General features: G+C 68.3%; 16 protein-coding genes. 15 read left to right on the forward strand and 1 reads right to left on the reverse strand.

All coding sequences use genetic code 11. The features are described from left to right. The 15 genes from ACSDR0_RS46260 to ACSDR0_RS46330 all read left to right on the forward strand — a co-directional run. Nucleotides 1–365: 6-pyruvoyl trahydropterin synthase family protein (locus tag ACSDR0_RS46260; RefSeq protein WP_435295352.1), on the forward strand; the 365-nt coding region annotated here is incomplete at its 5' end. Beyond that, nucleotides 362–1,090, forward strand: a complete 729-nt coding sequence (locus ACSDR0_RS46265; protein ID WP_435295353.1) for a 7-carboxy-7-deazaguanine synthase QueE — start codon at nt 362–364, stop codon at nt 1,088–1,090. The genes ACSDR0_RS46260 and ACSDR0_RS46265, both read left to right, overlap by 4 nt. A gap of 30 nt (nt 1,091–1,120) precedes the next feature. Then, nucleotides 1,121–1,948: a dTMP kinase gene (locus ACSDR0_RS46270; RefSeq protein ID WP_435295354.1), complete on the forward strand. Its 828-nt coding sequence runs from the start codon at nt 1,121–1,123 to the stop codon at nt 1,946–1,948. Continuing rightward, nucleotides 1,941–2,639 carry a 7-cyano-7-deazaguanine synthase gene (locus ACSDR0_RS46275; protein ID WP_435295355.1) on the forward strand — a complete coding sequence of 233 codons (699 nt, stop codon included), beginning with the start codon at nt 1,941–1,943 and terminating at the stop codon, nt 2,637–2,639. Before ACSDR0_RS46270 ends, ACSDR0_RS46275 begins: the two co-directional genes overlap by 8 nt. A 61-nt stretch (nt 2,640–2,700) precedes the next feature. Continuing rightward, nucleotides 2,701–3,177, forward strand: a complete 477-nt coding sequence (locus ACSDR0_RS46280; protein ID WP_435295356.1) for a nucleoside 2-deoxyribosyltransferase — start codon at nt 2,701–2,703, stop codon at nt 3,175–3,177. 9 nt (nt 3,178–3,186) lie between these two features. After that, nucleotides 3,187–4,101, forward strand: coding sequence for a sugar phosphate isomerase/epimerase family protein (locus ACSDR0_RS46285; protein ID WP_435295357.1), 915 nt, complete (start codon nt 3,187–3,189; stop codon nt 4,099–4,101). 5 nt (nt 4,102–4,106) lie between these two features. Beyond that, on the forward strand, nt 4,107–4,829 hold the full coding sequence (locus ACSDR0_RS46290; protein ID WP_435295358.1) for a hypothetical protein: 723 nt from the start codon (nt 4,107–4,109) through the stop codon (nt 4,827–4,829). Continuing rightward, nucleotides 4,826–5,626 (forward strand): HAD family hydrolase, encoded by an 801-nt coding sequence (locus ACSDR0_RS46295; RefSeq protein ID WP_435295359.1) that lies wholly within the window; start codon nt 4,826–4,828, stop codon nt 5,624–5,626. Before ACSDR0_RS46290 ends, ACSDR0_RS46295 begins: the two co-directional genes overlap by 4 nt. A 101-nt stretch (nt 5,627–5,727) precedes the next feature. Continuing rightward, on the forward strand, nt 5,728–6,618 hold the full coding sequence (locus tag ACSDR0_RS46300; protein WP_435295360.1) for a hypothetical protein: 891 nt from the start codon (nt 5,728–5,730) through the stop codon (nt 6,616–6,618). Continuing rightward, nucleotides 6,615–7,766: a hypothetical protein gene (locus ACSDR0_RS46305; protein WP_435295361.1), complete on the forward strand. Its 1,152-nt coding sequence runs from the start codon at nt 6,615–6,617 to the stop codon at nt 7,764–7,766. The genes ACSDR0_RS46300 and ACSDR0_RS46305 overlap by 4 nt, the downstream gene beginning before the upstream one ends. Further along, on the forward strand, nt 7,763–8,755 hold the full coding sequence (locus ACSDR0_RS46310; protein ID WP_435295362.1) for a nucleotidyltransferase family protein: 993 nt from the start codon (nt 7,763–7,765) through the stop codon (nt 8,753–8,755). Before ACSDR0_RS46305 ends, ACSDR0_RS46310 begins: the two co-directional genes overlap by 4 nt. Further along, a complete protein-coding gene (locus ACSDR0_RS46315) occupies nt 8,727–9,329 on the forward strand; it encodes an AAA family ATPase (RefSeq protein WP_435295367.1) in 603 nt (200 codons plus the stop codon). The genes ACSDR0_RS46310 and ACSDR0_RS46315 overlap by 29 nt, the downstream gene beginning before the upstream one ends. Nucleotides 9,330–9,339: 10 nt before the next feature. Continuing rightward, the gene (locus ACSDR0_RS46320; RefSeq protein ID WP_435295363.1) at nt 9,340–10,158 is read left to right on the forward strand and encodes an inositol monophosphatase family protein; all 819 of its coding nucleotides are present in this window, start codon (nt 9,340–9,342) and stop codon (nt 10,156–10,158) included. Between the two features lie 34 nt (nt 10,159–10,192). Beyond that, nucleotides 10,193–10,900: a dTMP kinase gene (locus ACSDR0_RS46325; protein ID WP_435295364.1), complete on the forward strand. Its 708-nt coding sequence runs from the start codon at nt 10,193–10,195 to the stop codon at nt 10,898–10,900. A gap of 55 nt (nt 10,901–10,955) precedes the next feature. Continuing rightward, nucleotides 10,956–11,897 (forward strand): aminoglycoside phosphotransferase family protein, encoded by a 942-nt coding sequence (locus ACSDR0_RS46330; RefSeq protein WP_435295365.1) that lies wholly within the window; start codon nt 10,956–10,958, stop codon nt 11,895–11,897. A 48-nt stretch (nt 11,898–11,945) separates the two neighbouring features. Here ACSDR0_RS46330 and ACSDR0_RS46335 read toward each other — a convergent pair whose 3' ends face one another. Further along, nucleotides 11,946–13,007: a glycosyltransferase family 4 protein gene (locus tag ACSDR0_RS46335; RefSeq protein ID WP_435295366.1), complete on the reverse strand. Its 1,062-nt coding sequence runs from the start codon at nt 13,005–13,007 to the stop codon at nt 11,946–11,948. Between the last annotated feature and the right edge of the window lie 490 nt (nt 13,008–13,497).

The raw sequence follows: 13,497 nt of genomic DNA on the forward strand, positions 1-13,497 counted from the left end.
CCGCCCATCGCCTGAGCAGTAATCCCGCCGATCCGCTCGCTCTGCAGGCCGGTCACAAGTGCACTCGCCTGCACGGCCACACCTACACGGTGGAGGTGGTCTTGGAGGCGCCGCTGCTCACCGGGGCGGGATTCGTCACCGAGTTCGGCGCTTTGGCGCCGTTCGGGACCTATATCAAGGAGGAGTTGGACCACCGATTCCTCAACGAGGTGCTGGAGGTGGCGCCGACCAGTGAGCTTCTCGCCCTGCATCTGGCGCAGTGGTTCCAGGCGCAGGTGCAGCCGCACATTCCCGGCCGGCTGGTCGCGATGCGGGTGTCGGAGACCCCGACGACGTGGGCCGAGTGTCTGATAGAGCCCACATGAGCGTCACGGTGGGGGAGGGTCGGCAGTTGCTGATCGCCGAGCGTTTCGGGGTCACGCTGCAAGGTGAGGGGCCCAGCGCAGGTCATCCGGCGGTGTTCGTGCGCCTGTCGCGCTGCAACCTGGCGTGCGGCGCGGCCGACGGCGCCGCTTTCGTCTGCGACACCCCCTACACCTGGGATCGGACACGCTTTGACCTGGCCGCCGAATCCCGGCGCGAAAGCGTTGAGGAGGTGGCCGGTTGGGTGCTGGCCCACCCGGTGAACCTGGTCGTCATCACCGGCGGTGAACCCCTGCTGCAGCAAGTCGCGCTGGTAGAGCTCGTGACGCGGCTGGCCGATGCGGGCCGCCGGGTGGAGATCGAGACCAACGGCACGATCACCCCGGCGCCCGCTCTGCTGGAGCGCGCCTGGTGCAACGTTTCGCCGAAGCTGGCCAGCTCCGGGATGGCCGAGCGCCGCAGGGTCGTGCCGGCGGCGTTGCGTGCGCTGGCCGCCAGCGGCCGTGCGGTGTTCAAGTTCGTGGCCTGTGACCGCGCGGACGTGGAAGAGGTCGCCCGGCTGGCGGAGGAGTTCGCGCTGACCCCGGTATGGATCATGCCGCAAGGTACCGATCCGCAGACCCTCATGATCGGCGGACGTGAGCTGGCCGAGGAAGTTATCGCCCGCGGCTGGCACTTGACGCTGCGCCTGCACGTCCTGCTGTGGGGCGATGAACGCGGCCGGTAACCCATTCGGCGTCACCGCGTCGAAAAGACCATGAGCTTCGACCTCAGGAAGGCCGACATGGACACAGCCACGCGATCACCGACCCGCACCGTAGCGGCAGGGCCCGCGCCGGCGGGGCGTGCCTTCGGCGTGCACCATGGCATCGCGATCACGATCGAGGGCCTGTGGGGGGCGGGCAAGTCCACCGCGGCCCACGAACTCGGCCAACGGCTGAGCGGGCACGGGTTTCGCACCCAGCTGCTGCACTATGGGCCACGCCACGGCGTCATCGCCCACCTGTCAGAACTCCTGGACGGCGCCCCGCTGCGCCACCGCCACGGGGCGGGCGGCTACAGCGCGCCCCACCACGCCGTCGTCGATGTGCTGCTGCGCTGGTGCCGCCAGGCCTACCACCACCAGCACGATTACCGTCCGGCGCTGACTGGCCACGATGTCGTGATCATCGATCACGGCCTGTACACCGCTCTCGCCTACGCGCTCACCGTCCTGGGCGAGCACCCGCCGCAAGCCTGCGGACTCGGCGCCGATGCTGCCCCTGAAGCGATGATGGAGCGGCTTTTGGCGTGCGTGCGGCCGTGGTTCCTGCATCCGCACCGCGCCTTCTTCTTGGACGTGCCGTGGCCATTGGCCCGTGAGCGCGCCATCGAACGCGGATACGGCGGCGGCGATGCGGCCTCCATCGAACGGCTGCAGTTTCTGCCGCGTTTCGACGCCGCCTACCGGCAAGTGTGCGCCTCCCTGCCCGAGCGGATCACGCGCGTGCCCGTCGGGCTGCGCAGCGTCGAGGAGGTCGTCGCCGACATCGAACACGAGGTCTTGACCCTGCTACAGGTTCCCGAAGGAGCCGATCGTGTCTGAGCTTCTGCTGTTTTCCGCCGGCCTGGACAGCTTTCCCGCCTGGTACTACCTGGAGCGGCCCCCGGCGCTGTACTTCGACCTCGGCCATCGCTACGCCGCCCAGGAACGCGCCGCCATCACCGCCTTAAGCCAGCGGTGCGGCATCGAGGTCACCTTCAGCACCGAGCTCACCCTCGGCGGTTGGGAGCAAGACGATGCGATCATCGCGATGCGTAACGCGCACCTGGCGATGCTGGCCGCCAACCGCGCCGACACCATCTGGTGCGTCGGGGTGCGCGGGGACCACACCCTCGACAAGAGCCCCGAGGCGTTCGCTGACATCTCAGCCTTCATGACCCGCCTGTCCGGGCGGCCACTCACGCTCAACAGCCCGTTTTGGCAGATGACCAAAACGCAGATCGTCGCCTGGTACCTGGCCCAAGGGCTGGCGGCCGAGGATTTGCTGCTGACGTTTTCCTGTAGCCGCGACGACGGCTCACCCACGCACTGCGGACAGTGCTCCAGTTGCCTGCGCCGCTGGATCTCCCTGATCAACAACGGCATCGACGCCCCCTTCGAGGCGCCTCCCTGGCAGTGGCGTCGCGTCCAGGAGTACTACCTGGCCGCCATGCGGGATGGAACCTACCCCGAGCACCGGGCCGCGGAGTTTTGGGCCGCGCTGGATGCCGTCGGCGCCCGGCCCCCACGCTGAGCCGACCTGAGCCCGTCGCCGACAACGATCGTGTCCTGTTTGAACGTCGAAGGAGCCTTTCATGCGCGCCTACATCGCCGCCCCGCTGTTCAGCGAGGCGGAAAAGGCCTACAACCTGCGCCTGGACCACCTGCTGCGCGAGCTCGGCCTGGAGACCTACCTGCCCCAACGCGACGGCGGCGAAGCCGCACCCCTGATCCGGCAGGGACTGGACGAAGACGCCGTGCGCCGCCGCCTCTACGACGCCGATCGGGCCGCCATCGATGAGTGCGACCTGCTGGTGTTCCTACTGGACGGGCGCGTCCCGGACGAGGGCGCCTGCGTCGAGCTCGGCATCGCCCACGCCCTGGGCAAGCCGTGTGTCGGCCTGCAGACCGACTGCCGGCGCTTCGGCGGAACCGACTCCAACAACCTGATGATCGACTACACCCTCGTCTGGACCGCCCACTCCTTGGCGGAGTTCACCCAGCGCCTGAGCGACTGGCTCGCCCGCAACGCCGTCCCGCTCACCGCCACCAGCCAACCCCGCAACAGGTAAGGAGCGATGATGAATCTCGGCATCAACCTGTGTTTCGCGGTCAAGCGCATGCCAGCCCCCGAGGCGTGGGCGGCCTTCGTCCGCGACGACCTCGGCCTGGGCAGCGTCCAGCTCACCTTCGACCTCCTCGACCCCTGGTGGTCTGAGCCCGAGCGCGGCCGCGTCATCTCCCGGATCCGCCAGGCCGCCGAGCGCCAGGACCTGAGCATCCACAGCGCCTGCGTGGGGCTGGCGCACTACGTGCCCGCCGGGCTGCTCGATCCCGACCCTGACGCGCGCACCATGGCGCGCACCTGGTGGCTGCGCGCCATCGACGTGGCCGCCGACCTCGGCGCCCGCGCGGTCGGCGGGCCGCTGGGCAGCATGAGCGCTGATGACGCCACCCACCCCGGCCACACCCGGGCCCGGTATGAGGACCTGGTGGAGTCGCTCGCGGTCTTGTGCCAGCGAACCCACCACGCCGGCCTGGAACACTTCCTGATCGAACCCACCCCGATCGTGCGGGAGATCCCCTCCACCATCGCCCAATGCGCTCAGCTGATCGCTGACCTGGACGCGGCCGGCGCCGCCAACGCCGCCTACACCCTCGATATCGGCCACACCGTGTACGAGCCGCTGTACGGGCCGAACGCCACCGTCCAGGAGTGGATCACCGGATTGGGCCGGCATATCGCCCTGGTGCACCTGGACAACACCGACCGCCACGGCGACCCGCACTGGGGATGGCCCGACCCCCGCGGATGCGTGGACGTCACCGAGGTGGGAAGGCACCTGGCTGACGCGGGCCTGGCCGAGGTCCCGGTCATGCTGGAGGTCTTTCCCCGCTTCGAAGACGACGACGAAACCGTCCGGAAACTGATCGTCAGCTCCGTCACCCACTGCCGGCAAGCCCTGGCCGCCGCGGCCACGGCGCCCGGAGCGTGAGCGCGATGCTCCCTTCCCACCAGCGGACCGTGTGGGCGAACAGCCATCCGGGCAGGCTCCTCATCGAGGCCTCCCTGTGGTCGGCCGACCTGGGCGCCCTGGCGGCGGAGGTCGACCGGATGCAGCCACACGCCGACCTGTTCCACCTCGACGCCTCCGACAGCCGGTTCGTGCCCGAACCGCTGTTCTTTCCCGCGCTGCTCGCCCAGCTCAAGCCACGCACCCCCGTGCCGTTCCACGTACATCTGATGGCCCGCGACCCCGTCACCCACATCGGCCGGTGGATCGAGGCGGGCGCCGATCTGATCTCCGTGCACCTGGAAACGGCAGATGTCCGGCACGCCCTGACGATGATCCGCGACCAGGGCAAGGCCGCAGGGTTAGCGCTGCGCCTGGACAGCGATCCCGCCCAGATCCTCCCCCTCCTGGACGTGGTCGACGTGATCGTGATGGTCGGCACGGCGCTGGGCACCAAGGGCACGGCCATGGACCCAGCCGCCCCACGGCGCATCAGCGCGGTACGCGACCTGCTCACCTCCCAGCCCGCGGGCCGCACGGTGAGCGTGCTGGCCGATGGAGGAATCCGGACCGGCACCGTCCCGGCGCTGGCCGCCGCCGGCGCCGACGGCGTCGTCGCCGGATCACTGCTGTTCGCCAGCGCCGACCCCGCTCAAACGGCCGCCTGGCTGCACGGGCACACCGGCCAGGCACACCCGGCAGAGCAATGACGGGCCGCTGGGTGCTCAGCGTCGACCTGTGGGGCACCCTGATCACCTACGGCGACCGAGACGCCGAGGCGCGCTGGCGTATCCGCGAGTTCCACACCGCCATCACCGACTTCGGATACGTCCGCACCCCCGAGCAGGTCGAGGTGAGCGTCCGTCAGGCGCGCGCGGATACCTTGGATCACCAGCGCACCACCGGTGAGCAGCTCCCGGTGCGCGAACAGGTCAAGCAGCTGCTGAGCGGGCTCGGCTTAGCCGATGACGAACCTCTCGTTGACGTGCTCGTCATCCCGCACACCCACGCCGTGCTGCGAGCCTGCCCCGATGTGATCACCGGCGCGCACGCCGCGCTGCGCCAGGCCAAAAAGCGCGGCGCCTACCTGACACTGACCTCCAACACCCTGGCCACCCCCGCCCAGGTGACGCAGCAGATCCTGGAGGGCCACCATCTGAGTGAACTGCTGGATGATGCCGTCTACTCCAGTGACCTGGGCATCGCCAAACCCCGCCGCGAGGTCTTCGAAGCCGTCGCCGCACGCGCCGGCGTGCCGATCGAGCACGTCGTGCACGTGGGCAACGACTGGAGAACCGACGTGCTCGGCGCGCTGGAGGCCGGGTGCCGCGCGGTGTGGTTCAACCCCAGAAAACGCCCCTCGCGGCCGCAGGCTCCCGACATCTGGGATCTGTCCCAGCTCGCCGAGGCCGCCGCCGACGCCCTGGGAATCCCCGCCGTCACCCCCCACGCCGCCGCGGAGGGCGGCGGCGGTAACGCGCATCCCGCGAAGGAAACACCACCATGATCGCCCCCGCTGCGGCAGGGCCCGCCGGGCACCGGCCGGACCTAGCCCTCACACAAGGCCGGTTTCCGGTAGGGCCAGACCATCGGCCCACCGTGCGGTATATGTCGGCTCTGCTGCGAGCCGCCCGCGACACCGCGATCGTCGTGCCCAACGCCGACATCTTGGGCCGCGCCCTCGAGGCCGGTGAGGACCGGGTCCTGTACGCCGCCTACCGCGACATCCAGCCGCCGCGCCGCGCGCTACCGCTCCCCGGCCCATCCGGGCCTGCAGGTGGAGGGGAGTTCGTCTACGCCGATCTAGTCCTCTATAGCGGTGGATCATTACCCGGTGGGGAGCCGGTGCGCTCGCTGGGCCACTGGAACACTCCTGCTCAGCTGGAGATCTTCCAGGTCATCAGCGGCCAGGTGCTGATGATGACCGCCTGGCACGATGCGCGAGGCCCTCACCTGTGTCATCAGATCGCCGGGCCGGGCGAGCTGATGAGTGTGCCGCTCGGCGCCGCGCACGTCACCTACGTCCTCAGCGAAGAAGGGGCCGCGGTCTTCAACATCTACACCGACCTGCCCGGCCTGCCTGACGTGTCTGGTCGTGGGGGCGGGCCAGAGGGATCGGGTCACAGCAGTCGGCAGGCCGCATTGTCGCCCGAGCTGAAATACCGCGCTGAGCATCCCGTCCCGGCCCTCACCGGCATCCGGACACCGAACCCGCAGCCCGTCGGCCCCGCCGCTCAACCGCGCGGGTGGGGTGAGCCGGTCGCCGCCGGCCCACCCTTTTGGCTCACCGAGCACTTCGCCGCCCGCGACCTGGCCGACTGGCACCTGCACGCGACGTGCGCCGACATCGCGCTCCTGCGACAAGCAGCCGTACACGCCGGGCCAGAGGCGTGGTTTTCCCGCCATCGCTCACCCGTCGAGCCCGTCCCCGCCACCCTCGACCCCGACCCCGACACCCTGCTCGGATCAGCGCCGCCGCCGAAGGAGAGCCATTCGTGAGCGAGCCCACCGTCTTGAGCGACCTCGCCGCGAACCTGCAGCCCACCGACGGCGCAGCCCTCATCAGCGACACCTTCACCCAAGCCACCGCCTCGGTACAGCTGCGCACCAACGTCGCCGAAGCCGCCGCGCACGCCCGCGACCTGCTGTGGTGCTATGCCCGCCCGCGAGCACCGCGCACCCCCGCATCCCGGCACCTGAGCGTGCACCGCACCCCACACCTGAACACCCAGCGGCTGAACGCCCTGTTTTCCGCGGCCCCGCACCAGGAGATCGGCCCGAACCTCACCGCCGCCGTCTTACCCGCCGAACACGGCGCCACCCTGTACTGGGCCGAAGCCCAAACGACACTCATCTGCGCCTCCGCCGACCTCGGCGAGGTGAACGCCTACTGCGCGAGCACCCAGGCGGCCACCTACTGGTGCTCGCGGCTGACTCGCCAAGCCATGACCGGACAACTTCTGGCCCGCGGCGCGGTGTACGCCCACGCCGCCGCCCTGTCCATCACCGGGCACGGCGTGCTCATCTGCGGGCCACGCGGCGCGGGCAAGACCACCACGCTGCTGGCGGCGCTACGCCACCTGGGCGCCGACTACGTCACCAACGACCGCCTGCTCATCTGGCCCGGCGCCGAACCCGGCGCCCAGCTCACCGCCTACCCCTGGCCTGACCGGATGCGCGCCGGTGTCGGCATGCTCAGCGCCATCCCCGACCTGGCCGACCTCGTCCCCGCCTCGGCCCAGCACCTGAGCACCGAGCAGTTGTGGGCGGTGCGAGACAAGGTCAGCATCGCGCCGGGGGACTTTCCGCGGCTGCTGCACGGCGGAACTCTCGCCCCCTCGTGCCGCCCGCGCCTGATGGTGTGGCCGCACCTGGACCCCGCCCACGCCGGGGTGCGTGCCACCCCCGTGCCGCCGCACGAGGTAGCACGCACCCTCACCGCCACCCGCCTGTTCATGCGCGACCCCACCGGCGCCGTCAGCTCCCGCATCAACCACTGGCTGTTTCCCGCACCCAGCGGCACCCAGCACCTGAAAGCCGCCATCTCCGCGCTGGCCGAGCAGGTGCCCTGCTACCGAATCCAGACCACAGGAGATCGGCGCGTCCTCGCCGAGCAGATCGCCACCTTGCTGGCGGCGATCCGATGACCGCCGAACACCACCCGACGCCCGCCCCCGCAGCCATCGCCGCCCCCGCAGCCTCCGCGCTCACCCCCGCGGCCTCCGGTAACCGTGCCGCCGACGACGCAGCGGCGGCGCGCGCCCTCTTGACCCTGCTGTGCCGTCCTCGGCGGCGCCGCATCGACCGATCCCAGCTCGCGCCCCTGCTCCCCCCACCTACCGGCTGGGGAAGCCTGCTGCATCACGCCATCGAGCACAAACTCGTGTGCGTCCTGGCCGAAGCCCTCACCCACGCCGACCTGACCGAGCACGTGCCCACCCGGGTGATGCGTCACCTGCACGGCGTCTGGCGCGCCAATCAGCACAAGACGCACCTGTACCGGGCCGAAGCCGCGAAGATCACCCACGCCTGCCGCGAGATCCGGTTCGCCGCCTGTGGCGGCATCGCCGCCGAAAGCACCCTGTACGGCGGCAGCGGGACACGCCAGCTCAGCGACATCGACCTGCTCGTCACCCGCGCCGACCTCGACCGCACCCGCGACCTGCTCACCGAGCTCGGCTACCAGGCCGGTGCGCGAGGCACCCTGATCCGCTCCACTGGCGACCTCGTCCTCCCAACTGTTCACGTCGATGTGACCACCCAGCTGCCCGGAGATCCACGCGTCGACGACCCGGCGAGTCACCACCTCGTGGGGGCACTGCTGAGCCGCCGGGCCCACCAGCCCATCCCCGGCCATCCCACGCCGCTACCGGTCCTCACACCAGCCGACGCCTACCCCGCGGCGCTCCTGCGCCTGGCGGCGCCCCCGAAAACCGCCGCCGGACACCCGCTGAGCCTCTTCGCCGACGCCGCCCACCTCCACCACCCGCACACCTCTACTACCCCCCGCGCCGAGGCGGGGTGGCCTCACCTCATCGACCCCCTCTGGGCCCTCCTGCACGAGGTCCTCGAACGAGGCTCGGCCACGCTAGGCCACACGCTCTTCGATCAGCCCGCGCAGGCACCCCGGACATGAACCCGGTACCCGAGAGACGACCCGCCAGGAACCTTCAATGATCATTCAGATGGCCGGACTCCCCGCGACCGGCAAGAGCACCCTGGCCGACCACCTCAGCCGTGAACTCAACGCCCTGGTCTTGGACAAAGACCGCATACGCCACGCCCTGTTCGGCCCCGGCCACATCACCTACACCCGCGACCAGGACGACACCTGCGTCACCATGATGCTCCAGGCCGCGCAATTCGCCCTGACCACCGCCCTGTGCACCACCGTGATCATGGATGGCCGCACCTGCCTGCGCCGCTACCAAGTCGACCAGATCAGACAATTCGCCACCCAGGCTGGCCAAGCGCTGACCTTCATCGAATGCGTGTGCGCCACCACCACCGCCCGCCGCCGCCTGGACCGCGACCACGAACATGGCACCCACCTCGCCGCCAACCGTGACTACACCCTCTACCGGCATCTGCGCGCCACCGCCGAGCCGATCCCCGACCCCAAGCTGCGAATCTGCACCGACGAACCCCTTGCCGACTGCCTGGCCCAGTGCCGCGACCATCTGTCGGGCCTTCTCACCCCCGCCCGCTAGGAGACGCCCCGTGCACACCCCCCTTCCCCCCATCGACCACCTGCTCGGCATCGGCCTGCACGCGGTGGCCCTGGCCGAAGCCCACCTGCTCACCCACCCACCCACAACGATCACCGACAAATCGGCCAAAGATCCCGTCACCGACGTCGACATCGCCATCGAACACCTGATCCGCGACCGCCTCCACCAGGCCATCCCGCAGGTGGCCTTCCTCGGTGAGGAAGAAGGCGGCAACCCCGACGCACCAACCCTGTGGGTGCTGGACCCGGTCGACGGCACCGTCAACTACCACCGCGGCCTTCCCCTGTGCGGCATCTCCCTGGCCCTGATCCACCACGGCCGCGCCGTCCTGGGGATCATCTGCCTGCCGATGCTGAATCACCGCTACTGGGCCGCCGACGGCCACGGCGCCTGGCGAGACGGCGCCCCCATCGCAGCCTCCACCACCACCGACATGGATCAGGCGATCGTGGCCGTCGGCGACTACGGCTTCGGCGACGACGTCGCCGACCACAACGACGCCAGCTTCGCCCTCCACCAGCACCTAGCCGCCAGTGCCCGGCGCGTGCGCATGCTCGGCTCGGCCGCCGTCGATCTCGCCCTGGTCGCCGACGGCACCCTGGACGCCTCCCTCACGCTGTCCAACAACCTGTGGGACATGGCCGCCGGATCAGTCATCGCCCGCGAAGCCGGCGCGCTCGTCATCGACCACGACGGTAGCGCGCACGGCCCCACCTCCCAGATGACCATCGCGACCACACCCGCCCTGCGCGAGCCGATCCTCGCCGCCACCCGCCAAGCCACCGACGGAATTCTCCTGCGCACCTGAGGGCCCGCCCGATCACCACCCAGGAGCCCCACCTATGTTGATCAGCCTCGAAGGCCTCCCCGGATCCGGCAAAAGCACCCAGGCCGCCCTGCTGGCCGCGCACCTGCGCGCGAGCGGGCAAACGGTGGCGCACCTACCGGACCTGGCGACCCTGACCACCGACCCCCTCGGCGACGTCTTGTTCGACCTGTTCTCCTCCTGCGGCGATGCCTTCAAACGCCACGGCGACGTGATCACCGACACTCACCTGGCCGCCGCGATCCGCGCCAACATCACCGCCACCCTCATCACCCCGGCGCTCGGCGACCACGACACCGTCATCGAAGACCGCGGCATCCACACCATGTACTCCTACAGCCTGGCCTCCCTGCTGCACAACGAGCCACACGACGGCGTCGACGACGTCGAGGCCGCCATCGCCTGGCTCACCACCATCGGTTCTCTCACCGGCCGTCAACCGGACCTGGCGATCTGGTTGCGACTCCCACCACCGCAGGCCATTCGGCGGGCTGTCGCTCGCGACGCCCGTCCCTTCACCCTGGAACAACAGACCTACCTGCGCCACGTCGATACCGCCTATCGCGAACTAGCCGCCCGCGACGCCCGTTTGACCATCCTGGAGATCGACATCTCAGAATCGCCACAGAGCATCCACCAGCGCGTCTGTGCCGCCGTTCACGCCGCCAGCAGATCCTTACTCTCTGACACGGAAACCTCCTGCGCCCCCAGCGGCGCCCCGTAGGCTGAGCGTTGCCTCATTGCCCGCAACCGCACACCGCATCCCCTTTGGAGCCTTGATGCGCGCCCAGCCTCCCACCGCACTGCTGTCCCAGCTGCGCGCAGCCCACGCGACCGGCTCAGATCATGGTGCCCGCGCCGCCACGCAGTGGGGGATGCGTCCGCTCAGCGGAGGCCGTAACAACCTCGTCTACGGCTGGAGGGATCCGTCATCAGGCACCGAGATATGCATCAAGCTGTACAAGATCGACGAGCGCAGGCGCGCCGAGCGCGAATGGCACGCCCTCACCTCGGTGGCCGGCACCGGCATCGAGGAGGTGCCCGCACCCGTGTGGTACGACCCCGCCGGACCCTATCCGGCAATCGCGATGACGCTGCTGCCCGGCGAGCCTCTCCCCGCCACCCATCTGCCTGAGCCCACACCGGCGCTGAAAGCCCTCGCCGCCCTGCACGGGCGCCTCACCGAGGTCCCTCTCACTGGCCTGCTCGCCGAGCTCCCCAGAATCGACTCCGCCCCCCACTACATCAACCGGCTCACCCGGTTGTGGCCAGACCAGCTCGCCGACGCAGCAGATGAACCACTCACCGCCGACATGCTCACCCTGCTGCGCCGATGGGAAGAATCAGGCGACCGGGAACTCCTGCTGAACCCCGCGCCTGCGGTGTTCAGCCGCGGAGACTCCAACCTGTTGAACTGGCTATGGGACGGAGGCGAAATTCGCTGCGTCGACTTCGAGTTCACGGGTTACTCCGATACCGCGTTCGACGCCGCCGACCTCTGTGAGCACATCAGCGCCCGCGATATTGACGACGAGGTCTGGGAAAGCCTGCATGCCGATCTGGGAATCACCGCAGCGCTGACGCCGCGTTTTAGGGCCGCGCAGCGCACCTGCGCACTGCGCTGGCTGGCTGTCTTGTGGCGTCAGCGCTTTACTCGCGAACCCGAATTCGCCACCCAGAGAGAACGCGCCCACCGTCTCCTGCGGACGATCGGCTCATAGATATCGCTCGGTCAATAACCTACTGGGAGGCGTTGCCCCCATCGGCCGTTAAAGTAGGCGGGCGAAGGAGTCTTCCCAGGTGGTCAGAACGCTGGTGTAGTCGTGGGTCTGGGCCAGAATACGGGCTTCGGTCGCCAGACGAGTCAGTAGATCGCGATCATTCAGCACACGGACTGTTTCGGTCGCGAAGCGGTCACGAACATGCGGATCAGTAGGGTCTCCGGAAATGAGCAGGCCGGTGACGCCATGACGCACCCGGTCGGGTAGCGCACCAGACGGCGAGCAAATGATCACTTCGCTGGCCGCCGCAGCTTCTAAGGCGGCGATGCAGCAGGTCTCCTCATATGTTGTCGGATACAGGTAGACCTGCGCCGACAGCTGATGACGAATCAATTCAGGTTTGGGCAGCCGTCCCAGGTACGCCACTCCCAATTCCGACATGCGGCGTGCACGCTCATATAGGTGCCCTCCTTTTTGTAAATCTTCTTCTGCGCTTATTCCGCGCAGTAGATAGCTTGAGGCGATGGTCAATGTGGCTTCGGGGTGACGCTGCCGGATGGCCGGCCATACGTCGAGCACAAGCTTGAGTCCGCGGTCGGGGTTGGCAGCGTGTAACACTTTTCCGGGCTGCTTGGCCGGGCCGGGTGGGTAATAGGAAATATCCAGGCCGTCGGCGGTGACCACCCAGTTCGCCTCGGCTGGGAAGTGGTAACGCTGGCAATACCTATCCCGTTGGAAGGAGGAGAAAGCCAGCAGTAAATTGATCTCGCCATGCTGGACCTGCGGTAGCAGTTCTATATTCGGTTTCTTCAGGCCAAGCTTGGCCACGCGTACCGGTGCGTTGAACTGGCTGGCATCGATTCTGCGGGTGCGCACCCAGAAAATCACCACGTCGCGGTGTTCTCTGGGATACAAGTCATGGAGGTTAAGCCAGGTGACGCCCTGATCGGTATGCGGGTCACAGTGGGCAAAGACTCTAACTTGGTGGCCGCGTCTGGCTAATCCGCGAGCGGCTAGGACCATTCCGGTATCGTTACCGCCGAGACCGACGCTGTCGAAGTCTGTGGCGTTTAAGGGATAGTAGCCGGGGTGAACAATGTCGATTTTCATCGCAATTCCTGAAGAAGGGCGGCCAATAAGTGGGCAAGGACATCACACTGTCGTTGTTGGTGTGTGATCAGAGAACTCGTTGTTACCAGAGCAAGCGGACCTGCTCCGGCACGGGGAAGGGCTTCCCCGTGTTCGGGGGTGCGATGCTGACTACGCACCCGACTCGGTCTGTCCCAGGCTGAATACGCGAAAGAACTGGACGGTGTACATCGAGGGCTCGACCTCGGAGGACTAGCGCGCCAGCGGCAGAAGATTTACCGCTGGGAATCTGGCAAGGTCGTTCCGCAACCGTCGGCCCAGCGAGCAACCGCCGCGCTACACGAGGTGCCATTCGTGCTGGTCCAGACGATGCCATGGCCGGACTGGATGGAAACCGCGTGCGGCCGAACAAAGAGCACTCCCGCACACGGGGATCAGGCAATTACCGTGAAAGTGCTGAACGATCTAGCACTAGGAGGCTCGGTGGACCGGCGAGACTTTTTGACCATGA

The sequence above is a fragment of the Streptosporangium sp. G11 genome (assembly GCF_051192615.1).
Lineage (GTDB): Bacteria > Actinomycetota > Actinomycetes > Streptosporangiales > Streptosporangiaceae > Streptosporangium.